This is a genomic window from Streptomyces sp. NPDC088554 (assembly GCF_044752945.1).
GTDB lineage: Bacteria > Actinomycetota > Actinomycetes > Streptomycetales > Streptomycetaceae > Streptomyces.
On the sequence record NZ_JBIVMF010000020.1, the window covers coordinates 54,269 to 78,740 of the forward strand.

Consider the following 24,472-nt stretch of genomic DNA (forward strand, 5'->3'; position numbering starts at 1 on the left):
TGTCACAAGAGGAGGGGCGCTCCATGGAAATGGAGCGCCCCTTCTTCGTCGTCCCTGCCGGTGGGGTCAGGTTTCGGCACCCGAGCGGGACCCGTCCTTCCGGACAGGAGCCAACCCGGAGCTAACCCGCGAGCGCCTTCTTCACCTGGGCGGCCACCCGGCCGCCCTCGGCGCGGCCCGCCACCTTCGGGTTCACGATCTTCATCACGGCGCCCATCGCGCGCGGCCCCTCGGCCCCGGCCGCCTTCGCCTCCCCGACGGCCTGCGCGACGATCGCGCCCAGCTCCTCGTCGGTCAGCTGCTGCGGCAGATACGCGTCGAGGAGGACGCCCTCGGCCTTCTCCCGCTCGGCCTGCTCGGCGCGCCCGCCCAGGGTGAACGCCTCGGCGGCCTCGCGGCGCTTCTTCGCCTCCCTGGCGATCACCTTCCGCACCTCGTCGTCGGAGAGCACGCGCGGCGAGGTGCCCGCGACCTCCTCCTTGGTGATCGCGGTGAGGGTCAGCCGGAGCGTCGCGGAGCGCAGCTCGTCACGCGCCCTGATGGCGTCGGTGAGGTCTTCCTTCAGCTTGGACTTGAGGCTGGTCATACGGCCAAGTGTGGCAGGTGTGACGTCGTACCCGCCCCCGGATTTCGACTCGTGCGGGGTCTGCGACGATGGGCGCATGCGCGCACGCTACGGAGTACCTCTGGGAATCGCGGCAGCCGGTGTGGCGGGGCTCGCCTACGCCGCCGGATTCGAAGCCCGCTCGTTCAGGCTGCGGAGGGTCTCCGTACCGATTCTGCCGCGCGGAATGCGCGATCTCCGTGTCCTCCAGGTCTCCGACATCCACATGGTGAGCGGACAGCGCAAGAAGGCGCGCTGGCTCCAGTCGCTGGCGGGGCTGCGTCCCGACTTCGTCGTCAACACCGGCGACAACCTCTCGGACCCGGATGCCGTACCGGAGGTGGTGGACGCGCTGGGGCCGCTGCTGGAGTTCCCCGGCGTGTACGTCTTCGGCTCGAACGACTACTACGGCCCCAAGCTCCGCAACCCGGCCCGCTACCTCTTCGAGAAGGCCCAGGGCCGCCACGGCCTGAACGGCAACGCCCCGGCCGTCTCCGCGGTGCACAACCCGTGGGAGCCGATGCGTGACGTCTTCGACGCGGCGGGCTGGGTGGGCCTCAACAACACCCGGGGCCGACTCAAGATCGACGGCCACGAGATCGCCTTCACCGGCGTCGACGACCCGCACATCAAGCGGGACAGGTACGAGAGGGTCGCGGGCGGCCCGGCAGCCGACGCCGACCTCTCGATCGGCGTGGTCCACGCCCCGTATCTGCGCTCCCTCGACTCCTTCACCGCCGACGGCTACCCCCTGATCCTCGCGGGCCACACCCACGGCGGCCAGCTCTGCATCCCCCTCTACGGGGCACTGGTCACCAACTGCGACCTCGACACGGACCGCGTCAAGGGCCTCTCCACCCACCGCGCCGACGGCCACACCGCCTACCTCCACGTCTCGGCCGGCTGCGGCACCAACCGCTACACCCCGGTCCGCTTCGCCTGCCCCCCCGAAGTCACCCTCCTGACCCTGACCGCCCGTCCCTGACCCCGGTCGGCCCCGGCCTCGGCCCCCAAAACCGGATTTCGTCTCCGGCCAGCGGTGGGCTAAAGTAATCGAAGTCGCAGCGACAAGGCGACATCGGGGTGTAGCGCAGCTTGGCAGCGCGCTTCGTTCGGGACGAAGAGGTCGTGGGTTCAAATCCCGCCACCCCGACAGCTGAAACACAAGATCAGGGCCACCTGGGAACGTTCCCAGGTGGCCCTGATTCGTTTGTGCGTGACTATCTGAGTGACCACCGGTCCGGATCGGCTTTGAAAATGCCGTGCATGAAGACGAGACCGTGTTTCCTCCCGCGCGTCACCAGCGACGAGCCGATCCCAGCCCTGGTCTTCCCGGTGCTGCCGAAGCGGGCAACGCGCCGAGAGGGCAGAGAGGGCAGAGAGCGCCGCGACCGTGGTGAAAGCTCTCCGCTTCCGCCTTGGCCTCACAAGCCGTCCGGCTCAGTCGGCGGTCCCCTCCATCTGCTTCCTTGCCTCCGCCAGGCGCAGGACGTTCTCCGCCAGTTCCCGGAACTCCCGGTAACACGTCTGCACATACTTCTGTGTGCTGCCGAGCGCGCCGTCCGCCGCTTTGAGTTCGAACATCGGCTTGCGGGCGTCATGCGCCAGCGACATCAGGCTGCGGTAGTTGCGCAGGGTCGAGATGCGGTACTGATCGTCATCGCGGGACGGGTCCGGGTCGTCGAGTACAGCGGCCGAGTAGACCCACGGAATACGCTCCAGCCAGCGGCCGTACGCCTTGACCGGCCGGTCGAGACGCATTTCGGGCTGCATGATCACGTACCCCAGCGGAGTCATCCGGGCGGGCGGCGCGGAGATGCCGGGCGGCACCTGGGGCAGCACGACGTGCTGCCAGTTCCGCCGCCACTCCCGTAGCGTCGGCCCCAGGTTGCTCAGCCCCTTGAGCGAGAACAGATCGGCCGCCAGCGGCATCAGCACGCTGTCCGCCGCGATCAGCGCGGCCCGGTTGATGGCGCCGAGGTTGGGGCCGACATCGATGAGGACGATGTCCGCGTCGACGGACGCGGCTGCGTACTCGATCATGCGGTGGAACGCGGTGGTGGTGCGGATCGCGGCGACATCCCCGGCGAACGACTTGAACCACTCGTTGGAGAGCTTGTCCTCGAAGCGGCTGAGATCGAGGCTTCCGGGCAGCAGCCACAGCCCCGGCTTGAGTGAAACGGGCTCGACCAGGGCCACATCCCCGGTTCCCTCAAGGATGGGCCGCACGGCGTCGGCGACGGTCCGGTCCTCCCGCACCCGCCCCATCCCGGGCAACCCCGCCACGGCCGCGCCTTGCGCGATCAGCTCGGAAGGGTTGGACCACAGGTCCTCGATCTCGCTCTCGTCCAGGCACATCGACGTGAGGTTCGCCTGTGGGTCCAGATCCACCGCGAGGACGCTCATCCCCAACCGGCTGATCATGTGGGCCAAGTGATAGGCGAGCGTGGTCTTGCCGACGCCGCCCTTGTTGTTGAACAGCGCGATCGATGTCGCCGTCATGTGGCTCTCCGAAGGGTTACGGCCCAGGACGAGTCGTCGACCTGAAACTCGGGGGGCGGATTGCCGTTGCGCTCCAGGGCGGCACGGACGCGACCGATACCCCGGCCAAAGCGGTTGACGTATCCGAGCCCCTTCAGCGCCGCCGCGAGCGAAGGATTGCGGTAGTCCGTGACCCGGTCGAAGTTGTCGTCCCGTACCTGCCCGAACGGCCCGCCCGGATTCGTCACCTCAATACGGTCGTCGAACCAGATAATGCGCGTCGGAGCGTACGAGGTCTCGTAGTTCCGGTGCATCAGGGCGTTCATACAGATCTCGCGGAGTGCTTCCAGCGGGTAGTCCGGGTGCGGGGTCTCGCGGAACCCCTCCCCCACCAGCCGGGTCCGGAGATTGCTCCGTAGCAGGGGTTCGAGCCGGGCGGCGGTCCCGATGAGGTTCTGCCTCAGCTCCTGCTCATCGGCGATGGGCGCGCCGAGATCGGCGCCTTCGTACCGCACGAACTGGACGTACGCCCCGGGAATCCCGCTCGACGGGTCGATCCCAATGGCCAGCAGGCCGAGCGCCGTGGGCACGCCCTCCGGGGTGGCGAGGTGGCAGGAGGACAGTTGCACGTCGAGCGGACGGCCGTTCTCCTCGATCACCTGGGGATCGACCATGGAAGGCAGATACGAGCGCTGGAACAGATCGAGATCGAGATCATCCCGTGTGGCACGGGCCACCGCCTGGGCGTCGAAGGGAGCGTCTTTGGCTCGGCGGCGCTCCGACAGGACGCGTTCGTCCTCGCGGCCGGCGCGCCGGGTGGTGGGGCCGGGCCTGACCCAGATCACGCCGTCGCACCGCACGGGCGGTGCGACGGACGCCTCCACCCGCAGATGTACGACGGGCTTGCCCTTGAACCGGGCCGCACGCACGGTGAGAGACCGTCGGTCGCGAGAATACGGCCGTCGTCGCGGAGGTCCGTCAGGGCCAGCAGGGCGCGATCACCGGTGTCGACGCCGTCTATGGGGTCCCCGTTGTCGTCGACCCCGACGAGGATGTCGCCTCCGCCGCTGCCGCAGAGGTCGTTCGCCATGGCGCACACGGCGTTGGCGATGGCGTCCCCACGCTTGCCTTCACGCTTGGCAGTGCGCTTGAACTCCAGCGTCGTGCTCTCTCGGGTACCGAGGATGTCTGCCCGATCGTCTTCGCTCACGGTACGCATTCTCTCAGCCGATGGTCGTCGGGCGCCGCCGTGCCCGCTGCGGCACGGCGGCGGTGATGACGCCTTTCGGTCGGGCGGCCCTGCTGCCAGGGGCGAGGGTGGCCCAGGTCCACGTACCGGCGTCCGGCCACCGGCCTTGCGCCTCCGCGGCGCTGAATCCCCAGGTGCCCCGGTACGCCGCCACCAGGGATTCCACCCCCTTCCAACGTCACCAGCGTCACCGGCGCTTCCAGCAGCATGAGGCGTACGCCAACGTGCCCCGCACCCGGTGCGATCATGCGCGGGCGCGTTGGCGTTGTGCGGCGTCAGGCTTCCACGGCGTACGGCACGAAGGTCGCCCAGGCTCCGGGGGCGAGCGTCAGGCGGGGGCCTTCGAGGTCCTTGGAGTCGCGGACATGCACGGTGCCGGGGGTGGTGGCAATCTCGACGCAGGAATCGCCCTGGGTGCCATCGCTGTAGCTGCTCTTGAACCACGCCAGTTCCAAGCCGTCACCGGCGGAAACCTTGCGCATCATGTTTCTCCCAGCAGTAGTTGCTCGATGAAGGCCAGCGACTCCCGAGGCGTGAGAGCCTGCGCCCGGATGGTGCCATACCTCAGTTCAAGGATGCGCAGTTGCTTCAGGTCGGAGGTCGGTCGGCCGTTGAACGCGCCTTCAGATCGCCCCACTGCCGTACCATCCTCGAACTTCAGCATCTCAATCCTGCCGTCCACCCCGGGGTGAGCATCACTCTTCGTCGGCATCACCTGAAGTGCGACGTTATGCAAGTGCCCGACCTCCAGCAGACGTTCGAGCTGGCGTCGCCACACCATTGTGCCCCCGACCTCCCGGCGTAGTATCGCCTCTTCCAGCACGAAGCTGACAGAGGGAGCCGGGTCCCGCTCGAAGATCGACTGCCGGGCCATGCGAGCGGCCACCATGCGTTCCACATCATCCCGTGAGTACGGCGGCTGCGCCGCCTGGAAGAGCGCCCGCGCATGGTCCGGTGTCTGCAACAACCCGCTGATGCTGTTGCACACGTACACCCCGATCTCGACCGCCTCGGCCTCCAGCTTGGCCAGCGCCCGTACCTTCTTCGGGTACCGGACCTTCTTCACGTCCTCCCACGTCGCCGCGATGAGGCCATCCGCTCCCAACACCTCGTCGGCCTTGTTCAGGAAGTCCTGCCGAGGGATCCGTTTCCCGCCCTCGATCTTGTAGACCATGTCTTCGCTGTAGCCGACCGCCTTGCCGAACTCGCAGGCGCGCAGGCCCGCCGACTCTCGTCGCAGCTTCAACTGCCGTCCCACCGTGGCGATGACGGCCACGCCCCAATCGTCGTCCGGGTCCACCTCCCACCCCGGCTCGTCCGTCTCGTCCTTCGGTTGTACCGCCTCGTCGTCCACCGACATCCGCACTCCTCCGTCACGCTGCGCCGTTCCTCGGCGCCCTCGCCCTACCCGTAGGAACCGTTCGGACAGCCAAGACAGCACCGGACAAGCACCGGACAGTGACCGTACGCAACCGTTTCATCACTTATCAGCGTAGGCAGTTTCGGCCACTGTGAGTGATGTGATTCATGAAACCGCCGAGACCACGGCCCCACTCGACCACGCCGCGCCCACCTTCAGCGTGCTGCTCTCCTCCACACCCCGGGGCGCCCGCCTCGCCCGGCTGCTCGCGGACGAACAACTCCGGGGCTGGGGGCTTCCGTCGGATCCCGCCCGGCTCCTCGTGGCCGAGCTGGCGGCCAACGCCGCCTCCCATGGGCGGGTGGCCGGGCGGGACTTCCGGCTCACGCTTCGCCTTGCCGGTGATGTCCTGCGTATCGAGGTCGCCGACACGCGCCGGGAACTCCTGCCCGTACTTCAACGGGTCTGCCCGGACAGCGAGTCGGGGCGCGGTCTGCTGCTGGTGGACGCGCTCGCCGACCGCTGGGGCGTGATCGAAGGTCTGTTCCCGCGCAAGATCGTCTGGGCGGAAGTGCGTCTCACGCGACCGGAACCCGGTCCGCCGGGTTCCGGTGGGGCCGGTGCTCTTTCATAAGGAACGTGAGGAGAAAGCACCCCCACCAAGCCCCACCCCACCCGCCCGTCGCACACACTCACTCGGGCGGGTGAACCATCTGGTTCTGGTGGATTTCGGGTCCCCCAGCTGCCTTACGCTCAGCCAGAGCAACAGACGCACCACCACAGACACATCACCGCAGACATGAGTCGGCCCCCGGCCGGGACTCGCGATCCCGATCGAGGGCCTGACCACCGAGGAAGAAGCAACTTCCCGATGGATAATCGAAACCTTAGCGTTCCTTCCCATGCCCCGTCAGGCGTACTCGCCGGTCAGCGCCATTCGCAGGCGCACTCGCGTCACCGTGTGAGGGCTTCTGCTTCGGCGCCCCGTCCCTCCGGTGTCGAGCACGACAACTCCCGCCACACCACCCGCTTCACCGTCGTCGGCAACCACCTCGCCCAGCACCGCGAGCTGTCACTCGTCGCCATCGGCCTCGGTCTGTACATCCAGTCACTGCCCACCGGCGCCCTCATCGACATCAAAAGCCTCACCGGACGCTTCCCCGAAGGCGCCACCCGTATCGCCACCGGGTTACGCGAACTTGAGGCACACGGCTACCTGCGCCGGGTCCGCGAACGCACCCCCGGCGGCCGGATCGTCACCCGCACGATCTCCTGCAACCAGCCCAGAGCAACCCGACAACGCACCACCACCGCACCGACTCGCACCACCACACCGGTTCCTGCCGCCACACCAGTTCCTGCCGCCACACCGATTCCTGCCACCGCGCCCGTCCGCGCCCCGCGCCCGCAAGTGGCCCCGGCACGCGAGCACCCCGTACCGGCACAGCCCGTACCCGCACCACCCGCACCACCCGCACCCCGGAAGAAGCACCCCCTGCCCGCCGTACCCCAACCCGGCTACTCCTCCCCCCAACTCCTCCGCATCGCCACCGACCTCCTCACCAGCCTGCGCACCCACGACCCCCGCCTCCTCCTCTCCGCCCGCGACACCGCCCACCTCGCCCCCGGCATCGCCGCCTGGCTGGAACGCGACGTACCACCCACCGCCGTACACCACGCCCTCACCACCGACCTGCCACCCGAAGGACCACGCCGCCCCGCCGCCCTCCTCGCCTACCGCCTCACCGACCAACTACCACCCGCACCCACCTTCCCCACACCCACCACCCCACCCCCCGTCCGACACCCCCTCCAGAACTGCGACCGCTGCGACCGCGCCCACCGCGCCCCCGAACCCGGCTACTGCCACGACTGCCGACTGAGCCAGGACGGGTCACATCATGAAACTTCCTGACAACACAACCGCTGCGACGGCAAGATGAACGCGCACGGCCAGGACGCCATCCGGACACCATCTGTACGTACATACCCGACAGGACCCCACGTGCTGCCTTCCTTCGCCGCGAACGGATTCCTTCCGCTGGGCCGGTACTCCGTCTCCGTGCAGGAGGCACGGGCCGCACTGGTCGATGCTCCGGAGTTTCGTGACTCGGATACGCGCCCAGGCCTGTGGGACGGTCTCCACGACTATCTGGACCACTTCTTCGTGCTGGAGGACGCGCACGCGGGCATCCTCAACGGGGTGGCACTCGTCCACCGAGTGTGGCTGGGCGGCAGCTTCGTCAGTACGAAGCGCGACCCGCGCAACATCGATGTGACCCTGCTGATCGACAACAGGGCCGAACACGCAGTGCGCGGCAAACCCGGCTCGAAGTGGCTGACCACGGCGTTCAAGAGCCGGGACCGTATGAAGGAGAAGTTCGGTGTCTCCCCGGTCAGGGTGGGTTACCGACCCGTGAGCCACGTCTTCCGGCCTGAACTCATGTCGTCGGAAGAGCGGTCATACTTCACAGAACGTGGCGTATGGGACGATTGGTGGCAGCGCTGCCGACTACCCGACCGGGCTGACCGTTCCCCGTCGGAGGAGAGTGCCGCTCCGGCACGCGGTTACCTGGAGGTGCGGCTGTGACGACCGGCGAAAGCTGGCGCGACCAGAGGCGAGCCCACCTGGCGCGAGACTCCACGGCCGCCGATCGTGCCGCTCGGCTTCTCGACGAGATGGGCACGGACGAACGCGACGACGACGAGGTCGAGGCCGATCACCGAATGAGCCGCTTGGCGGCGGCACGCGAGTACGAGCCGGATGCTCGCCTCGACGAAGAACTCCGACTTCGGCTCACCGGCCCCGCCACCGAGGGCGGCGCGCTGCGCTTCCAGTGGGGTGACGCCCTGCTCGATCCCGTGGAGAAGGCCGTTTCCGTCGCGGCGGGAACTCCGATCCAGCTGGAACTCACCGGCCTCTCGGCGGGCAGCACCGTGATCCACGCCCGCCCTGTCTCCTCCGCACATCCCCAGGAACAGCCAGTCCTGGACGCTCCTGCCACGTCCGCGACAAGCACCGGCATGCACGCGTTCACCAAGCTCCTGGACGCACTGGAGGCCGAACAGGATGTCCGCGAATGGGTGAGGATCTTCGATGCGGTGGAAGCGGTCGCCCGCGCACTGGACAAATACGAGCTCGAACTCGGTGTGACGTGGTACGACGCCTCCGGCGGCGTGCGGAGCGCCCGGCTGACCGAACGCGGTCGGCACTACGTCGAACGCCTCCGCGGCACCAGGCCTCGCGATCAGGAGATCACCGTCTCCGGTCGTATCACCGAACTGCGGGAGAGCGGATGGGTCAAGGTCAAGACGGGCACAGCGAAGAACGCCCCCGCCTACGACGTTCACTTCGAGGCATCCGAGGAATTGCTCCGCATGCGTCCCACGCTCGGGGACAACGTCCATTTCCGGGTCCGGTTCCGTCAGCACCTGGACTCCGTCGGTATCGCGCGGACCACCGAGTACACCTACCTGGGACCGGCTGCGGAACAGACCTCGCTTCCTCTGGGCCTCTGAGCCGAAACGCCCATGACTTCGGTGAACTCGGCCGGCGTGTGGCCGACCGCCGGGCGACGGACGGAATCGGGTCCGCCCACGACGGCGGGACCGCAGCTCCCGTAGTGGTGATGCTCGGTGATGTGCTGGTCGCCTGTCGTCTGGTAGACGCGGCCATTGTCCTGGGCGCGGCCGTCCATGTCACCGCTCATCGTTCGGTGAACCGACCCGGAGTTGATCGCGGAGACCTCGGCGGGCTTCGACGAGCTCTACGCCCGGGGAGAGAAGTACAGCGACTTCTTCGACCGCGAGATCGCCCCGCTCCCGCCGCCGCCCGCCACTGCCTGAGCCACGGACCGGGGACACGCACCTGGGCGCTGCCAACGTCGCGGTAGACGTTTCCTACCGGGAGGTGAAGTCGTCCTGCCGGTAGGTGAAGTCGCGTCGTCGTCACCGCACCAGGATCAACCCGCAGCTGTACGCGCGGGCATGGCCGATACCGCGGGTGAGGGCGGCCACGAACACCTGCGGGTCCGTGACGGTGAAGGTGCCCTTGATCTCCGCGCGGGCGATGCGGAGCCCCTTGTGGGGCGCCGGGCTGGAGACCTTGGGGAGCATACGGAGGGCCAGCCGGTCAGTATCTGCGTCGGCGCCGATGCGGGTCACTCCGTCGGGGGCGACGGCGGGTTCGCCGAGCGGCTGGAGGCGGCGGGCGAACCAGGTCTTCACGTGTTCGGGGGTGGTGTGGGCGACCCGTACACCCCTCGTCTTCTCGGGGGACCCCGGTGCGGGCGGACGGCTGCGTACGGGGTTGACGACCGCGCGGAAGTCGACCTTGTCACCGGTGCGGAAGGTACGGTCGATGGTGAGGGTGTGCGGTTTCTCGGCGAGCGCGGCCCGGGGCACACCGCTCCAGTCACCGGGGACGCCGGACTGCACCACGAGGGAGAGCTGGGCCCGCCGGAGGTCGACGGTCCAGGTCGACAGGACGCCCATCTGGGAACGGGCGTCCCGGCTGCCGTCGTCCACCCAGCCCTTGAAGCCGCTCATGACGGTCCGGTGCATGTCCTGGGCATCAATCAGGGACTTGGCGGCATACGGGTGCCGAGCGTCCAGGGCCAGCAAGGTGTGCGTGGCGACGAACCTGGCCGTTGTGACGAGGGTCGGGGGTGTGGTGGGCGTGGTGGGCATGGTGTCGTTCACCGGATAATGTCCCATTCGCGGGCGTGCGGGGCGATGGTGACGCGGTGGCGGGTCTCCCAGCGGAGGCTGTGGACGGGGCCGTTCGCGTCGAACCGTACGGGCTGGTCGTGGACGGGGCCGACACCCGGAAGGGGGTGTGGACTCTCGATCCAGGCCCAGGGGCGGTTGTCCGTCTCCGAGGTGGGTGCGATGCCGTCGGCGGGGAGAAGGGCCGTCCTTTCGAATACCTCCTCCAGCGTGCCCGGCTCGATACCCAAGGCCAACTCGCCGCTGGGCGGGCAGGACTTGCGGCCGAGCCAGAGCAGACGCTTCGGATACTCCAGGGCGTGTGCGACTCGTTCCAGGAGGGCACGATCGAGGTGCTGGAGACCTACGAGGAAGGCGGCGTCGGCGAGATACCAGCGCTCGGTGAGCATGGCGTGGCGGCGGACCTCTCCCGAGACAAGGGTGCCCGAGACCGGGTCGGCCGCGATCTTCTTCGGCGCCCCGTACCAGGCTTCCAGCGCTTGGCGGCCGAACGGCTCGGGGGCCTGATCACCCGTACCTGTGCCCGTACCCGTACCTGTGCCCGCTTCCACAGCCGCTGCCCGGCGGTGGTCCGTAGCGAGGTCGCGGGGGCGGAGCGGGTACGTCCCGCCGCCGACGGTGTGGTAATCGCGCAGCGGGGTGCCCGGGCGGTCGGCGCGGACGCCGAAGAGGACCGTGGCGAGTTCACCGAGGGGTTGTTCCCGATCGAGACCGAGAGCTGCGGCACACAGTCCGATCACACCGGACTTGGTGGGCCGGGAGTGTGTATCGCGGTGTGCGAACCGGCTGGACACACCCCAGGACTGCAAGGGCCCAGCCAGTCGGATGAGCAGGACGTATGTCTGGCTCATGGGGTGAGGCCCTCGATGTTCTCCACCACTGTCGCGCCGGACGCCGCCAGGTTCAGCTCTCCCAGGAGGTCGTCGATGCGGGGATCGTAGGTGAGGACCCGTGCGGTACGCAGATCCTTGCGGCGGCGGCTGACGAAGGCGTGGTGACGCAGGAGCCTGCGGACCGCAGCGGGGCCCGCAGGTCCGTCGCCACCGGCGCTCTCGGGGGCCTCGTCCACAGGGAGTTGGAAGGCAGCGGCGTAGTTGTAGGGGCGTTCGCCCTCAAACGCGAGCACCAGCGCGGGGAGCGAACCGGTAGAGGCGGTGGAGTTCTTCTTGGCCTCCGGGAACGCCTCCACGAAGGCGTTCACGAATTCCTTCTCGGCGGCGTTGGCCGCTTCTTCCGCCTCGCCCTCCGTCATTCCGGCCACGCGCAGGTTGGTGCGGAGCTGGGTTCGGTCGAGGACGGCGTGCCGGTAGAAGGTTCCGGAGATCAGAGACTGGTAGCCCGTCATGCCGGCGCCCGCGTCGTCCGCCGCGTCGAGGAAGCTGAGCGCGTTCCGCTTGCGGTCCAGCTTCGCATCGTCGGCGGCCGCGTAGAAGTCGTCGATCTGTTCCGCTTCGTGCACGGTGAAGGCGTGGCTGCTCTGGACTGCCCCGTCGACGTTCGGCGAGTCCGGGACCTCGGCGAGAAAACGTCCGTAGAGGGCGATGTCGACGGCGTCGCGGGGAGCGATGGCGAGGAGGACGGCGTCGCGGGTGGTTCTGGCGAGGGGCGGGAGTTTCGCGGCGGCGGATTCCGTGGCATTTTCCGTGGCGCTCTCGTCCTCCGGCGACGGCGCGTCCGCCTTCTTCTTGGCCCCCCGGCGGGGCTTCTTCGCCGCCTCGGCCTGGACCTGGAGATATTCGTCGCGCCATTCGCCGAGCTCGTCCACGTGTGCCACGATGTGTGCGGCGATTCTCGCTCCGGCGTCGGCGGGCGCGAAGATCAGGACCTTCGTCAGGTTGGCCACGGTCTTCTTGCCCGGGTCGCCGAACTTCAGGCCGCTCGCCTCGATGACCGCGCGCGCCGTGGCGACGGCCTCCTCCCGCTCCCAGCCGTGCGCGGACTCCAGCTCCCTTGCTGCCAGCAGCGCCCACTCCCGTGTCCTGATGCCCATACTCCGCCCCTTGAGGGCGCCGAGGCCGGCGTTGGCGCGATTGCGGGCGTGGACGCGCTCGGCGCGCCGACGGGCCTGACTGGTGATCATGTGCCGTTCGGCGCCGCCGTACACCAGGCTTTTGGGCTGGCCGTTCTCGTCACGTACCGGGAGAACCGCGACAAGTGTTTCGAGGAGGTGCAGGGAGAGGAACTGGCTTCGAACATCCTCGGTCACGTGGTCGCGCCCTTTCGTGGCATCTGCTGCTGCTTGCTCTGTGCTGCCCCGCCCCGCGTCGCCGGGGTGTGGAAATCGACCGCCCACTGGTAGGCGATCCGCTCCTTGCGGTCGTGCCATCGGATCAGGTCCTCGGTCAGCTCGGTCCAGGACGGCGGCGCCTGATCGCACGACCGGAGCCGGGTGATCGTGTGCTGGAGGTGGCGCCAGGGGATACGGCGGCTGGCGACGACACGGTCCAGGAGGCGCTGCGCGCCCGGGTTGTCGGGGCCACGGTGGGCGTTGTCGCCGATCCGGCGCGCCGCGCCGCCGAGGCTGCCGTACCCGTACGAGAGCACAGGGCGGCCCTGGTGGTAGATCGCGAACAGGAAGGCCATCCGCTCGAACAGCTCGCGGTGCTCGTCGCCGCCGTACCAACCGGCCCGGATGTGGGCGTTGGTCGGGGTCCTGGCACGGCGCAGGTCGGCGAGGGTGCCGTACTCGCGGTTGCGGACGAGGGTGGTGAGCCAGGTGGTGAGGGCGGTGCTGTCGTGCGGGAAGGAGGTCCGGGCGGCGGGATCCTCGGAGTGGCTGTTCTCAGTCATGCGCGGTCTCCCCTCGGAGCTCGGCGGGGGCCTTGGTTCTGTTCATTTCGTCCTCGAAGCACTGCTCGGCGCGGGCGCGGGCGAGGTGCCCCCGCTTGTTGGGCGGGAGGGAGTCGAGGCGGTGGGTGAGGTGGGTACGGGCCGATACGACCAGCGTGCCGGCGTATGCGATGAGGGGCGCCGATACCGGATCGTCGTCCTCCGCGCCTCCTTCGATCACCTCGTCAAGGAGTTCGTAGAAGGGCTGGGCAGCGTCGGGCCAGAACTTCCACCGCGCGTCGAAGCGCGCCACCTGGGCGGCGGCATCGGCCGCACGCACAGCCGGATAGACGATCTCCGTGGCCACGACCGCCGCGCGCTTCAGGCTGTAGGCCACGTACTCGGCGACGACCGAGCCACGGTAGGACGCGTGGTGCAGATGCCTGGCCATGCCGGGGGCGTACGGGTAGCTGCCCTGCGTCCAGGCGACCGGCAGCGCCTGGTTGGCCAGCAGGCCCACCGCCCAGAGGTGGTACGGAGCGCTGATGCCCTTCTTCTCGTACGGCAGGGAGTGGAGCCGTGCGTAGAGCCCCGTCTGGGCGTCCTTCACCGCGCCGTACAGCGCGTGCGCGTCCCGCCACTGAGCCCGGGTGGGGGACGGCCACAGGGGCTTCGCGTGGCCGTTCAGCATCTCTTTGAGCACCGCGTCCTGGAGGTGGCGTTCCGGATCGAGTTCGAGGACTTCGCCGGCACCGATCAGGACGCGGTCAACGACGATCTGGCCGTGCGGGCCCCGGGTCGGGCGCAGGAGGATGGAACGGCCGAGGGCGCTGTGGAGGTCGGCCGAACTGCTGGGCACCCGGGGTTTGGCCTTCGCGTCGAAGGTCCGGCGCGGGATGGCGCCGCTCGTCCATGAGGTGTTGAGGGCGGGCCGGCCGGGGCCTTCGGGCGGATAAAGGTTGAGGCGCAGGGTCTCGCCGAGCGTACGGCCGAGGGCGACGACACGGATCCGCCCGGCGAGCCGGCCGGCGGCCAAGTTGGTGATGGTCGCGCCGAGTTCCTTGCCGGACATACGGGCGCGGCCGTACGGGGCGTACACATGCTGGGTGAGCAGAGCGCGGAACGCCTCGGCGGCGGGGAGGGGTTCGCTGTGTTCGAGGTGGTGGTGGTCGAAGTGCTGGCTGTAGTCACCCGCGTGCTCGATGACCAACTGGGCTGTGCCCGTACCGCTTTCCTCGATGTACGGGGTGAGCATGGCGTTCTGGCCGAGGGGCACCTCGGGGTGGAACAGGTCCCATGCGGCGTCGGGCTCCTTGGCCAGCCACTTGGCGGCCCGACCGAGAGGGTGCTCCCCGATGATCCACGCGCGCCACTCCTCGGGCGAGGAGGGGCAGATGCGCGAAGCGAAGCAGATGGCCATCAGGTACTCGATGACGGCGACGGTCTCACCGGGGGTCGCGCAGTTGATGGTGCTCAGCCTGTCGGCGTCGGTGAGGAGTGCGCGCAGGGAGTGGTGGGCGGTGGAACCGTCGAGAGCCACGGCGGGGATGCAGGGGCGAGACCGGGGGTCCCAGCGGGGACGCGGCTCGGGCTGGTCGGGAGTGGGCGCCTCGGGGACGCGCGCTTCAGGGATCCGTGCTTCGGGCAATGCCTGGCTACCGCTTTCTGGATCATGCGCCAGCAGGGCATGGCGGTGATGTTCCGGAACGACAAGAACGCTAACAGTTGATGATTAGAGAGGTGGAGCGATTTGGCGCCTTCAGGCTTCCGCGGGTGAAGTCGACTGTTGCTGTAGCACTGCTATGGATTCCTGCAAGTGAGGGTTAGTCGACTGCAGCAGGTGCAGTGTCCGGGTGTTCGAATCTCTCCTCTCCCCACAAATAGCCCTGGCGTGCGCACAGTTATGGGATGCTAAATGCGCGTGAGCTTCGCGGTCTCTTCGCATCGGCATGTCCTGCTCTAGGCATCCAGGCCAAGGCAGGGGGAAGGGCTGTCATGACACGTGACTCACCGCAACGGAATTGGCTGAAGCGACACAGAAGCGAGCTGCTGCTCATCTGTATCGCGGCAGCCGCTTCCGCGCTGATGGCCAAGGTTCTGGACTACGTTCTGTAGCCAGTCGGCCGTTCTCGACGCGTGGACGGCGTCGAGAACGGCCACCCCAGCCATGCTGTCCTGGTTCCACCCCGTATCTGCGGGGTGGAACCAGGACAGCGGTGCCGAGGCGCCGACTGCGTCGGCAATCCCCCAGTCTATGCGACCCCTTCAGCCTGGCCTGGTGCGAATTCGATGGGCAGAATCGTCTTCAGTCACCAGCTAGTTGGTACTCCCGCGCAGCGGGATGGCCCGTCGACTGCAGCAGTTGCCGTGCTGGGGTTCCCCCCGCGTGAGCGGGGATCTTCGGGCCGTCGTCTTCGCCAGCGAGGGCGCCGGCCCGATCCGTTACCGAAGCGATGGACTTCATCATTACCCCGACCGCCGCTTCTTGATGAGGATTGTCAGCGTGGAGCGTGCGTCGCGGCGGAGTTCCGGGGTGCGAGCCAGCACCGAGGTAAGGGCGACAACGGCCACGACGCCGCCGTACAGCAGGCCGACAGTGGCCGTCAGGGAGGCCGCGGCGTGGAGCAGTTCGGGCAGTACGGTCACGGGGTGTCCTTCCGTCCGGGCCGTGAGAGGCGGCCCCTCGATGTGAGGACCCCAGCGTCGGGCGTCGAGGTGCGGTGCGGACAGAACCGCACCCCGCGCAGCCACGATCTGTGCAGGTCGGCGCGGGGAATACCGGGTTTTCGGGACGTCATTCTGTCGGGGGAGAATGGAAGAGAAAGTGAGCGACCAGAGCAGCGCGGAAGCACCGCACAAGCTCCTCGGCGCGATGGTGAAGAAGCTGCTGGAGGAGTCAGGGCTCAGCCAGCGCAAAGCCGTGGACGCCTGTGGAGAGAACGGACCGAGACACAGCACCCTCCGGGACTGGCTCGAAGGCAGGACGGTGCCAGCCGCGACGGCGGAGCACACGGCGCGTTTCTGGTTGCTGGTACAGACGTTGCGGGCGTCCGCCGGTAACTCCGTGTACAGCGAGGGCGAGTGGGAGGCCGCGCTCCTGGCGGCCCAGCGAGACGCGGCCAGGAGAAGCTACGCGGCAAGCAAGTCTACGGAACGGCTCGACCCCAAGGGGCACTTCGTACGGCCCCACCTCGCCGGGCTGGGACCCTCGGCGCTGGACCCCTCGGGTCTGAGAATCCGGGACGTCCTGGTCGGCCGGGAGGCGGAGCGGACGGCACTGGCCGCCTTCGTCCGCGCCGACGAGCCGCACGCGCCGTCGTACCTCTGCTGGCATACGCGGCTCAGATCGGGGAAGACCGCGCTGCTCGCCGACTGCGTACGGAAGCCGCCGCCGAACGTCGATGTCCTGAACTTCTTCGTCTCCGAGGCGCGAGGCACCCACACCCGTGCCGCCTTCGCCACGGAGATGGGGCGGCAGATCGGGTCGTTCCTGGGCCCGGACGAGCCCGCCGTGCCGAGCCCGCGCAATCCCCGGGAATGGGCGGCTCTCCTCCGTAAAGCCGCCCGCAAGAGCGCCGAGCGCGGACGGCGGCTTCTCCTCCTGGTCGACGGCCTCGACGAGGACGCGGCCTGGTCCACGCGGGAGGCCGTTCACGGCCGGAGCATCGCGGCGCTGCTTCCCGCCCGGCCCCATGGCAACCTGCGGATCGTCGTCTCCGTACGGCAAGGTCTGTGCCTTCCCGGAGATCTTCCCGACGACGTACCTGTCAGCCATCCGCTGCGCCTGCGGGAGTGTTTGCGTCTGCTGGGGCCCTCCGAACGGGCTGCCGAGGCCGGGCCGACACCCCGGGCCGCCGCGGACCGGCTACGCGCGAGCGAGCCGGGCCGGACCGTCACCGACCTGCTCGCCGTGGCGGGCGGGGGCCTGCGCGTGGCGGATCTGGCGGAGCTGGCCGGGGCACCCGTCGACCGGGTCGACCGTCTCGTCCAGAGCGCGGACGGGCGGTGCGTCGTGCTGGACGAACCGGCGACCGATATCGCTACCGATGCCGAGACGTACGCGCTGGGCCACGACGACGTCCTTCGTACGGTACGGCGGGAGTTGGGGCCGACTGGTGTGGCGCGCCACACCGCGCGGCTGCACGTCTGGGCCGAGGCATGGCGTACCGCAGGCTGGCCCGAGGGGACGCCTCCGTACCTGATGACGGACTACCTCCGTCTGCTGGACGACCCCACGCACCGGGCGGAGTACGTTCTCGACGGCCGACGGCAAGTGCGGCTCACCGCCGTCGCCGCCGGTCACGATGTCGCCCTCGCGCAAGTGGACGCGCTGGCTTCGGCGTTCGGTGACCAGACCACGGCAGACGCCGACTCTCTCGGATTGGCCGCGCGGCTCGCCGTGTCGCACGCCTCCCTCCTGCACCGGGCACGCCAGGTACCGCCGGAGGCTCCGGCGCTCTTCGTCCGGCTCGGCAACGTCGAGCGCGCCCGCTCGCTGGCCCGCTCGGCGTCGGAACCGGCGGTCAAGGCAGCGCGCCTGGCACAGGTCTCGGTGGAGCTGAGCCGTAAGAAGCTGGAAGGGACAACCCCCGTCGCGCAGGAGGCCGCGGAATGGGCGGCCCGCGCCGACTTCGTCCTCCCCCGGCCGGCTCACGACGTGGACGCCTATGCGTCGCTCGCGCAATCCGCGCACGCGCTCAGCGCGCTGGAGGAGCCCGATGCCGCGCGCGCCCTGTTCCGGGCAGTGGTCCTCAGCGGTACGGCCGACGTCGAGACGCTGATGACGGCCGTAAACGTCCTTACCGAGGACGACGCCGAGGACGACCGCGAGAGCGACAGCAAGGGGGACAGCGGGAGGGACAGCAAGGGCTGCGGTGCAAACTGCGGCGAGCGCGACGGCGAGGACTGGGTCTCGGCGGTCTCGGCGCAGGCGTACGCCCTGAGCGCGGGCGGCCCCCGGGCACAGGCCGCCGCGGTGGACATCTGGGCGACGATCGCCCGCGGGCGGCCCTCACGCGGTCCCCATGCCCGGGATCACATCGAGTGGCTCTGCGAGGAGCTGGACCCGTCGGACGGGCTGGCGACGGTCGACGTCCTCGCCCTCGCCGCTTCCGCGCTGGCCAGTCGTAGGATGGCGGCCCGCTTGGCGAGGACCGCCCTGGACCGGCTGTCGGCCGCGCTCACCGACCCGGACAGCCTCTCCCCCGCCGACCGGGCCCACTTGCGGCGTGAACTCTCCACCACCCTGGAGCGCCTCACCCGGGCCATCGACGACACCGGCATCGGTCTGCACGCCCTGGACGAGATCAAGGAGTTGGTGACGGCACTTCCCGACGAGATGCGTACGGGGTTGCTCGGCGACACCCTCACGGATCGGGCAGTGGCCAACATCGAGGCGGCCGACGAGCGCAGGGCCGGGGATGACTCCGTGCTCCGGAAGCAGGACCTGAAGCTCAAAACGGAACAGCAGAGACACAAGGACTGCCGTCGCGACGACTCTCCGAAGCCGGTCAAGAGGCGGCGGCCCCCGCGCGGAGGAACACCGTCCCAGCACCAACCGGAGGACGATCACGACGATCAGCAGCCGGAGCACGTCACTCTGCTCGGAGAAGCCGATCGGCTGCTGCAGAACGGCAACGTGCTGCTCGGCCGCGAACGGCTGGAGGCGGCTCTACGGTGCTCGCCTCCTGCGACCGCGTCGGCGGCCATCAACAGCGGCTGGACGCTGTTGATGGCCCAAGCGCTCGGCGCCGTAGGGGAATTCACCTACGCGGACCGGCTGCTCTCCGCCCTTCCCGAGGCGGAGAGCGTGGAGAGCCGGGTACGGCACCTGGCGGCCGTATCGATGGGGTGTTCGCAGGGCGGCGGGTACGGCGAGGCGAGCCGGTACGCCCGGGAGGCGGCGGGCCTCGTGGCGGGCGCGGCCGATCCCGTGTTGCGGGGAGTGGTCGCGCAGGCTCTGGCCCACGCCGGGGATGCCGCCGACGCTGTGGAGCTGGCAGAGCGGGAAGAGCCCCGGGGCGCCCTGACCAACGCCCGGCTCAAGATCCAGATCCGCCGGTCGGTGACGGCGGTCGCCGCCGGGCTCGCTCGTCGGCACCCCGAAGCAGCCGCCCAGCTCATCGAGCCCGTAACGACCGAGCTGAGCCGGCGCACCGTGCAGGACGGCCTGCGCGAGCCGATCCCCCAGCTGGTGCCCCTCCTGCTCCCCCTCCCCGATGTACGGCAGCCCGGACCGTGGTTGGGCGCGGCGCTCCAGCACGCCGCGCGGTTCGCACAGGAACCCGGTCGGCGAGGGGACGCGCAGACGGCCGTGCTCCTCGCCCTGCTGGAGCGGCTCAACTGCTGTCCGGAGCTGGAGCTGCCTCCTGTGGCCGACACGATCGGCGAGTGGCCCCGGACCCTGCCGCCGGATCAGGTTCCCCACGCCGAACTGGCCCTCCTCAAAGCGGTGGAGGGCGATGTCTCCGAAGCCCAGCGCCTCGCCGAGGCAGCGCCGACTCCGGACGGGCGGGCCGCGGCCCTGGCCGCCGTCGCCACCCACCTGGCGGGCGTCCCCGTCGCGATCACCGTCGCGATCACCGTCGCGCTCCCCTCCGCGCTCCCCGTCGACCGGGCCTCGGGAGACGCGACGCTCCGCCTCTGCCTGGCGCTCGCCCACGCCGCGAACGACGGCCCGCCGCCCGACGAGGCGGCGGCCCGGCGGCTCGTACGCGTACTGCCGGCAGGCGAGGGGTGGGCGTACGCGATCCCGCTGCTCCCCCGGCTGGCGCCCGAGGCGCTCGTACCGCTCGGAGAGCTGCTACTGGCCCACGGTCGCCCGGACAGTGACACCGCTGGGTGAACGAGCGGCTTCGGGGACGCACGACGGCCACGGTCTCCTCGGACCAGTCCTCGCATAGACATCCGCAGCGCAGGGGAGGCTGGATACGATGTGAGGCGGCGCAATGCGTTGGTGCAGGTGCCGGCCGTTTATCAAGGAAAGGGAAACGCGCACATGCCGACCGAGACATTCGAGTTCCAGGTGGAAGCTCGCCAGCTTCTCCAGATGATGATCCATTCGATTTATTCGAACAAGGATGTCTTTCTGCGGGAGTTGATCTCCAATGCCTCCGACGCGCTGGACAAGCTCCGGTTGGAAGTTCTGCGGAACGACGGACTGACGGAAGACGTATCGGACCTCCATATCGCCATCGAGGCCGACAAGAAGGAACGTACGCTCACCATTCGGGACAACGGCATCGGAATGTCGCATGCCGAGGTGGTACAGCTCATCGGGACAATTGCCAATTCCGGTACCGCGAAGTTCCTCAAGGAGCTCAAGGAGAGCCGGGAGAGTCAGGAATCGGCGGCTCCCGAGGAGCTTATCGGGCAGTTCGGGGTCGGGTTCTACGCGAGTTTCATGGTGGCCGACGAGGTCACGTTGGTGACGCGGCGGGCCGGGGAGAGCGTGGGGACCCGGTGGGAGTCCAGCGGGGAGGGAACGTATACCGTCGAGTCGGTCGACGATGTGCCGCAGGGTACGGCGGTGACGTTGCGGCTGAAGCCGGAGGACGCCGATGACCGGCTCTTCGACTACACCTCGGCCTGGAAGATCCGGGAGATCGTCAAGCGCTATTCGGACTTCATCACCTGGCCCATCAGGATGGCCGCCGAGTCCACCGAGTCCGAGAGTGTCGACGGGACTCCGCGTGAGGTCGAGACGATCAACTCGATGAAGGCGCTGTGGGCCCGCTCCAAGAGCGAAGTGTCCGAGGGCGAGTACAACGAGCTGTACAAGCACATCAGCCACGACTGGAACGACCCGCTGGAAACCATCCGCATGCAGGCGGAAGGCACCTTCGAATATCAGGCGCTGCTCTTCATTCCGTCGCACGCCCCGCAGGATCTGTTTATGCAGGGGCACAAGCGCGGGGTGCAGCTCTATGTCAAGCGCGTGTTCATCATGGATGACTGCGAAGCGCTCATGCCGGAATACCTGCGCTTCGTCAAGGGTGTCGTCGACGCGCAGGACCTGTCGCTGAACGTATCGCGGGAGATCCTCCAGCAGGACCGGCAGATCCAGTTGATGCACCGGCGGCTGGTGAAGAAGGTGCTGTCGACGGTCAAGGACATGATGTCCGCCAATCCGGACGGCTATGCGACGTTCTGGAATGAGTTCGGCCGGGTCGTCAAGGAAGGGCTTCTCAGCGACTTCGAGAACCGGGACGCGATCCTGGGTGTCTCCTCGTTCGCCTCGACGCAGGACGCGGAGAAGCCGACCACCCTCCGGGAGTACGTGGAGCGTATGAAGGAGGGCCAGCAGCACATCTTCTACATGACGGGCGAGTCGCGGTCCGCCATCGAGAGTTCGCCGCACATGGAGGCCCTGCGGGCCAAGGGCTTCGAGGTACTGCTGCTGACCGATCCGGTGGACGAGGTGTGGGTCCAGTCCGTTCCGGAGTTCGACGGGAAGCAGCTCCAGTCGATCGCCAAGGGCGAGGTCGACCTCGACACCGACGAGGAGAAGAAGGAGGTCGAGGCGGAGCGCGAGAAGCGGCAGCAGGAGTACGCCGAGCTGCTGACCTGGATGACGTCGGAGCTGAGTGAGCAGGTGAAGGAGGTACGGCTCTCCTCCCGCCTCACCGTCTCGCCCGCCTGCATCGTCGGGGACACCCACGACGTGACCCCGGCGCTGGAGAACATGTACCGCGCGATGGGCCAGGAAGTGCCCCGGATCAAGCGGATCCTCGAACTCAACCCGGACCACGGGCTGGTCGGCGGTCTGCGGAGGGCGCACGCCGCGGGCGAGCCCGACGCCGGGCTGGCGGAGGCCGCCGAGCTGCTGTACGGCATGGCGCTCCTCTCGGACGGCGGCGAGCTGAGCGATCCCTCGCGCTTCATCAAGCTGATGGCCGATCGGCTGGAGCGCACTCTCTGACCGTCGGGGTCCGCGTGAGGCGCTGAGGACCGGGTCAGGCGCTGAGGACCAGGTGCGGCGCGGGCCTCTCCGCCGGAACCGGGCCGGGGCCGTGTGAGGCGTTGAGCCCCTCCATTGGGTGCGTTATCACCCTATGGAGGGGTTTCGCGTTTTCCGGTGTTCGACCGCCCTCGCCCTCTGGCCATACGGGACGTCCTCACTCATGGTGGACACCTGAAGAGAAAACGGGGGAGGGGGCGGCATGCTGCCCATGCCCGAGGAGCGCCCTCAGGGCGTCAACGGTGTCGTACGTCTGTTCAGCGAGTGCCGGGCACGGGCGCCGGGTGGCCGGGAGTTGCCGGTTGTCGCGCTGCTCGGGCGGCGGGGCGGTGGCAAGACCACGACGCTCCGGTGGCTCGGTTATCTGGCCTCCAACAGACCCAACGCGTTCTACGACTTCGCCTCCGCGCCCGCCAAACGCCCCCACGAGGTGGCGACCCGGCTCGCGCTCGGCTTGTCGTACCGGTTCCCGAGGCAGCCTCCGGTGCAGTTCCCCCGGCTGGCGCTCGGGCTGCTGGTGACGCGGCTCCAGCTCAGTCTGGACGACGCCGACACCCGCAAGGCGCGGGCCGAGCTGAAGCGCGGGCTGCGGCAGGCGCGGTCGAGTCCGGAGGCGCGTGAGGCGGTCGGCGAGGCGGGCGAGGTGCTCGGGGTCCTCCAGGACCTCAATCTGGTGCCGCTGCCCGGCATCAACCTCGTACTGAGGCTGGTGCAGTTCAGCCTTCCCCGGCTGCCCGTCACGATGATGTGGCGCGCCGGGCTGACCTGGTACGGCGATACTCCCCACCGTACGGTCGACGCCCTCGTCGCGCTGAACCAGCTGGCCAAGAGCGACGAGCCGGAGAAAAAGGCGCAGGTCGACCGGCAGTTGTGCGGGGCCTTCCTGGAGGATCTGCGCGCCCATGACGCCCGCCACGGCCAGTCGCTCGACAAGGTGTGTGTCGCGCTGCTGGACAACATCGACGTACCGCAGGGGCGGGAGTTCCTGGATCTGCTCGTACGGATCCGGGACGCGAACGCCGCCGCGGACGGCGTCCACGATCCGCTGCTCGTCGTCGCGACCGCCGCCAACGCGCGCGCGGTGCCCGGCCCCTACGCCCCCGGGCTCCCGGCCGAGCTGCGCGTCCGGACCCCCGAGCAGGCGTCGTACGCGGACTGGGAGCGGAGCATTCCGCGCCCCGCCTCCACCACCCGGTGGCACTGGTACCCGGTGCTGCTGCGCGATCTCACCGAGCCCGAGATCATGGTGCTGGCCGAGCAGTTGGCCCCTCCCCCGGTCCATACGACCCCGCTGGTCCACCGCCTCTCGTACGGACACCCGTGGAGCGCGCGGACCCTGCTCGACGCCGTGTACGCGATCGTCGAGCGCGGCGGCGGGGCGCCCGAGCTGCGCCAGGTGCTCCGTACGCTCACGTCGGTCCCCGGACCGCCGGAGGTTCCCCGGACGGTCGACGAGGCGGCCAGGCGCTACCTCCTGCGTGACCTCTCCCCCAGCCAGCAGAGCGCCCTGGTGGCCTGTTCCGCCGCGCGCGCCTTCGAGTCCGCCGTCGACGCCGGGCTGTTGGAGGCGTACGACCAGCACACCAAGGACAGCCTGCACCGGGACATCGACGCCCTGCTCTGGCTGATCCCGCCGGTCCCCGAGGACGCCGGCACGCGCGGCGGGCGCGGCAGCGGCTATCTGGAGTACTGCCGGGAGGAGAACAGACCGCCGTCGACGCTCCAGCCCTGGCTGCGGCTCGTCCTCCTCCAGGCCCTGGCGGCGCAGCCGGCCGGCGACCGGGCGAGCTGGGAGAGCGCCCATCAGACGTTACGAGCCTGGCATCAGGGCCGGGAAGGGGCCCGCAGACACCGGCTCGACGCCCAGTACCACTCCCTCGCCCTCAACGAACTCGACGGGACCGTCGCCTATCTCCACGACCGGTTCACCGACCTGCCCACCACCGATCAGTGGCTGTACGAGCTGTACACCATCACCGCCGCGCCCATGCGCGTGCCGGTGGTCCCGCTCGGTCCCGACGAGCCGCAGTCCTCACCGTCCGACCGGGTCCGCGAGCTGGCCGGACAGCTCGGGCCCACCTCCCTCACCGAGAACTGGTCGCTGACCATGCTGGTCACCGCGCTCTGGCTGGCCGCGGATCCCCGTAACCGAGTGGCGAACGCCGCCCCCGAGCTGAACTCCACCATCGCGGCGATGTTCCACCGGCTCGCCGCCCTGCCCAGCAGCAGCGCCGCCGGTCTCCTCCGGGAGGCGGGGAGGTACGAGCCCCGGCCATGAGCCCCACGAAAACTACGCGGCTCACGCCTCCACGCGGCCTCACG

At 69.0% G+C, this 24,472-nt stretch carries 21 protein-coding genes and 1 tRNA gene; 9 read left to right on the forward strand and 13 right to left on the reverse strand.

Going from position 1 to position 24,472, the window contains the following annotated elements:
- Positions 1-121: 121 nt before the first annotated feature.
- On the reverse strand, positions 122-586 hold the full coding sequence (locus ACIP8W_RS23030; RefSeq protein ID WP_402204403.1) for a GatB/YqeY domain-containing protein: 465 nt from the start codon (positions 584-586) through the stop codon (positions 122-124).
- A 76-nt stretch (positions 587-662) separates the two neighbouring features.
- Between ACIP8W_RS23030 and ACIP8W_RS23035 the strand changes: the two genes are divergently transcribed.
- Both ACIP8W_RS23035 and ACIP8W_RS23040 read left to right on the forward strand, forming a co-directional pair.
- Entirely contained in the window at positions 663-1,589 is a 927-nt protein-coding gene (locus ACIP8W_RS23035; protein WP_402204405.1) for a metallophosphoesterase, read from the forward strand.
- 94 nt (positions 1,590-1,683) lie between these two features.
- A tRNA-Pro gene (locus ACIP8W_RS23040) sits at positions 1,684-1,757 on the forward strand.
- Positions 1,758-2,044: 287 nt separating this feature from the next.
- Here the strand turns inward: ACIP8W_RS23040 and ACIP8W_RS23045 are convergent.
- The 6 genes from ACIP8W_RS23045 to ACIP8W_RS23070 all read right to left on the reverse strand — a co-directional run bounded on the left by ACIP8W_RS23045 (position 2,045) and on the right by ACIP8W_RS23070 (position 5,694).
- The gene (locus tag ACIP8W_RS23045; RefSeq protein ID WP_401955472.1) at positions 2,045-3,106 is read right to left on the reverse strand and encodes a ParA family protein; all 1,062 of its coding nucleotides are present in this window, start codon (positions 3,104-3,106) and stop codon (positions 2,045-2,047) included.
- The gene (locus ACIP8W_RS23050; protein WP_402204464.1) at positions 3,103-3,930 is read right to left on the reverse strand and encodes an ATP-binding protein; all 828 of its coding nucleotides are present in this window, start codon (positions 3,928-3,930) and stop codon (positions 3,103-3,105) included. Before ACIP8W_RS23050 ends, ACIP8W_RS23045 begins: the two co-directional genes overlap by 4 nt.
- Complete coding sequence (locus ACIP8W_RS23055) at positions 3,927-4,295, reverse strand: helix-turn-helix domain-containing protein (RefSeq protein ID WP_402204407.1); 369 nt, start codon at positions 4,293-4,295, stop codon at positions 3,927-3,929. Before ACIP8W_RS23055 ends, ACIP8W_RS23050 begins: the two co-directional genes overlap by 4 nt.
- Positions 4,296-4,308: 13 nt before the next feature.
- Positions 4,309-4,500: a hypothetical protein gene (locus ACIP8W_RS23060; RefSeq protein ID WP_401955469.1), complete on the reverse strand. Its 192-nt coding sequence runs from the start codon at positions 4,498-4,500 to the stop codon at positions 4,309-4,311.
- Positions 4,501-4,609: 109 nt separating this feature from the next.
- Positions 4,610-4,819: a DUF397 domain-containing protein gene (locus ACIP8W_RS23065; RefSeq protein WP_401955468.1), complete on the reverse strand. Its 210-nt coding sequence runs from the start codon at positions 4,817-4,819 to the stop codon at positions 4,610-4,612.
- Complete coding sequence (locus ACIP8W_RS23070; protein WP_401955467.1) at positions 4,816-5,694, reverse strand: helix-turn-helix transcriptional regulator; 879 nt, start codon at positions 5,692-5,694, stop codon at positions 4,816-4,818. The genes ACIP8W_RS23065 and ACIP8W_RS23070 overlap by 4 nt, the downstream gene beginning before the upstream one ends.
- 160 nt (positions 5,695-5,854) lie before the next feature.
- On the opposite strand from ACIP8W_RS23070, the gene ACIP8W_RS23075 reads away from it, so the two are divergent.
- The 4 genes from ACIP8W_RS23075 (at position 5,855) to ACIP8W_RS23090 (ending at position 9,213) form a co-directional block, all read left to right on the forward strand.
- On the forward strand, positions 5,855-6,328 hold the full coding sequence (locus ACIP8W_RS23075) for an ATP-binding protein (protein WP_401955466.1): 474 nt from the start codon (positions 5,855-5,857) through the stop codon (positions 6,326-6,328).
- Between the two features lie 237 nt (positions 6,329-6,565).
- Entirely contained in the window at positions 6,566-7,609 is a 1,044-nt protein-coding gene (locus tag ACIP8W_RS23080) for a helix-turn-helix domain-containing protein (RefSeq protein WP_402204410.1), read from the forward strand.
- Positions 7,610-7,699: 90 nt separating this feature from the next.
- Positions 7,700-8,284, forward strand: a complete 585-nt coding sequence (locus ACIP8W_RS23085) for a DUF6932 family protein (RefSeq protein WP_402204412.1) — start codon at positions 7,700-7,702, stop codon at positions 8,282-8,284.
- Positions 8,281-9,213 carry a hypothetical protein gene (locus tag ACIP8W_RS23090; protein WP_402204414.1) on the forward strand — a complete coding sequence of 311 codons (933 nt, stop codon included), beginning with the start codon at positions 8,281-8,283 and terminating at the stop codon, positions 9,211-9,213. The genes ACIP8W_RS23085 and ACIP8W_RS23090 overlap by 4 nt, the downstream gene beginning before the upstream one ends.
- A 429-nt stretch (positions 9,214-9,642) precedes the next feature.
- Here the strand turns inward: ACIP8W_RS23090 and ACIP8W_RS23095 are convergent, their stop codons facing one another.
- From ACIP8W_RS23095 to ACIP8W_RS23120, 6 genes are all read right to left on the reverse strand, one after another.
- Positions 9,643-10,395 (reverse strand): type I-E CRISPR-associated protein Cas6/Cse3/CasE, encoded by a 753-nt coding sequence (locus tag ACIP8W_RS23095; protein ID WP_402204416.1) that lies wholly within the window; start codon positions 10,393-10,395, stop codon positions 9,643-9,645.
- Positions 10,392-11,273 (reverse strand): type I-E CRISPR-associated protein Cas5/CasD, encoded by an 882-nt coding sequence (gene cas5e / locus ACIP8W_RS23100; protein WP_402204418.1) that lies wholly within the window; start codon positions 11,271-11,273, stop codon positions 10,392-10,394. Before cas5e ends, ACIP8W_RS23095 begins: the two co-directional genes overlap by 4 nt.
- Positions 11,270-12,628 carry a type I-E CRISPR-associated protein Cas7/Cse4/CasC gene (locus ACIP8W_RS23105; protein ID WP_402204420.1) on the reverse strand — a complete coding sequence of 453 codons (1,359 nt, stop codon included), beginning with the start codon at positions 12,626-12,628 and terminating at the stop codon, positions 11,270-11,272. Before ACIP8W_RS23105 ends, cas5e begins: the two co-directional genes overlap by 4 nt.
- Positions 12,625-13,212, reverse strand: a complete 588-nt coding sequence (gene casB, locus ACIP8W_RS23110) for a type I-E CRISPR-associated protein Cse2/CasB (RefSeq protein ID WP_402204422.1) — start codon at positions 13,210-13,212, stop codon at positions 12,625-12,627. Before casB ends, ACIP8W_RS23105 begins: the two co-directional genes overlap by 4 nt.
- Positions 13,205-14,839 (reverse strand): type I-E CRISPR-associated protein Cse1/CasA, encoded by a 1,635-nt coding sequence (locus ACIP8W_RS23115; RefSeq protein WP_402204424.1) that lies wholly within the window; start codon positions 14,837-14,839, stop codon positions 13,205-13,207. The genes casB and ACIP8W_RS23115 overlap by 8 nt, the downstream gene beginning before the upstream one ends.
- Before the next feature lie 818 nt (positions 14,840-15,657).
- Entirely contained in the window at positions 15,658-15,837 is a 180-nt protein-coding gene (locus ACIP8W_RS23120) for a hypothetical protein (protein ID WP_402204426.1), read from the reverse strand.
- 178 nt (positions 15,838-16,015) lie between these two features.
- On the opposite strand from ACIP8W_RS23120, the gene ACIP8W_RS23125 reads away from it, so the two are divergent.
- From ACIP8W_RS23125 to ACIP8W_RS23135, 3 genes are all read left to right on the forward strand, one after another.
- Positions 16,016-20,035, forward strand: coding sequence for a hypothetical protein (locus tag ACIP8W_RS23125; protein WP_402204428.1), 4,020 nt, complete (start codon positions 16,016-16,018; stop codon positions 20,033-20,035).
- Positions 20,036-20,188: 153 nt separating this feature from the next.
- Positions 20,189-22,111, forward strand: coding sequence for a molecular chaperone HtpG (gene htpG, locus ACIP8W_RS23130; protein WP_401955459.1), 1,923 nt, complete (start codon positions 20,189-20,191; stop codon positions 22,109-22,111).
- A 241-nt stretch (positions 22,112-22,352) separates the two neighbouring features.
- Positions 22,353-24,428, forward strand: a complete 2,076-nt coding sequence (locus ACIP8W_RS23135; RefSeq protein ID WP_402204430.1) for a hypothetical protein — start codon at positions 22,353-22,355, stop codon at positions 24,426-24,428.
- Positions 24,429-24,472: the final 44 nt, after the last annotated feature.

Excerpts from the sequence above, each read along its gene's own strand:
- ACIP8W_RS23135 (WP_402204430.1), top strand. The coding sequence starts at position 22,353 with ATGCTGCCCATGCCCGAGGAGCGCCCTCAGGGCGTCAACGGTGTCGTA.
- ACIP8W_RS23045 (WP_401955472.1), bottom strand. The coding sequence starts at position 3,106 with ATGACGGCGACATCGATCGCGCTGTTCAACAACAAGGGCGGCGTCGGC.
- htpG (WP_401955459.1), top strand. The coding sequence starts at position 20,189 with ATGCCGACCGAGACATTCGAGTTCCAGGTGGAAGCTCGCCAGCTTCTC.
- ACIP8W_RS23080 (WP_402204410.1), top strand. The coding sequence starts at position 6,566 with ATGGATAATCGAAACCTTAGCGTTCCTTCCCATGCCCCGTCAGGCGTA.
- ACIP8W_RS23065 (WP_401955468.1), bottom strand. The coding sequence starts at position 4,819 with ATGATGCGCAAGGTTTCCGCCGGTGACGGCTTGGAACTGGCGTGGTTC.
- casB (WP_402204422.1), bottom strand. The coding sequence starts at position 13,212 with ATGACTGAGAACAGCCACTCCGAGGATCCCGCCGCCCGGACCTCCTTC.
- ACIP8W_RS23070 (WP_401955467.1), bottom strand. The coding sequence starts at position 5,694 with ATGTCGGTGGACGACGAGGCGGTACAACCGAAGGACGAGACGGACGAG.
- cas5e (WP_402204418.1), bottom strand. The coding sequence starts at position 11,273 with ATGAGCCAGACATACGTCCTGCTCATCCGACTGGCTGGGCCCTTGCAG.
- ACIP8W_RS23030 (WP_402204403.1), bottom strand. The coding sequence starts at position 586 with ATGACCAGCCTCAAGTCCAAGCTGAAGGAAGACCTCACCGACGCCATC.
- ACIP8W_RS23035 (WP_402204405.1), top strand. The coding sequence starts at position 663 with ATGCGCGCACGCTACGGAGTACCTCTGGGAATCGCGGCAGCCGGTGTG.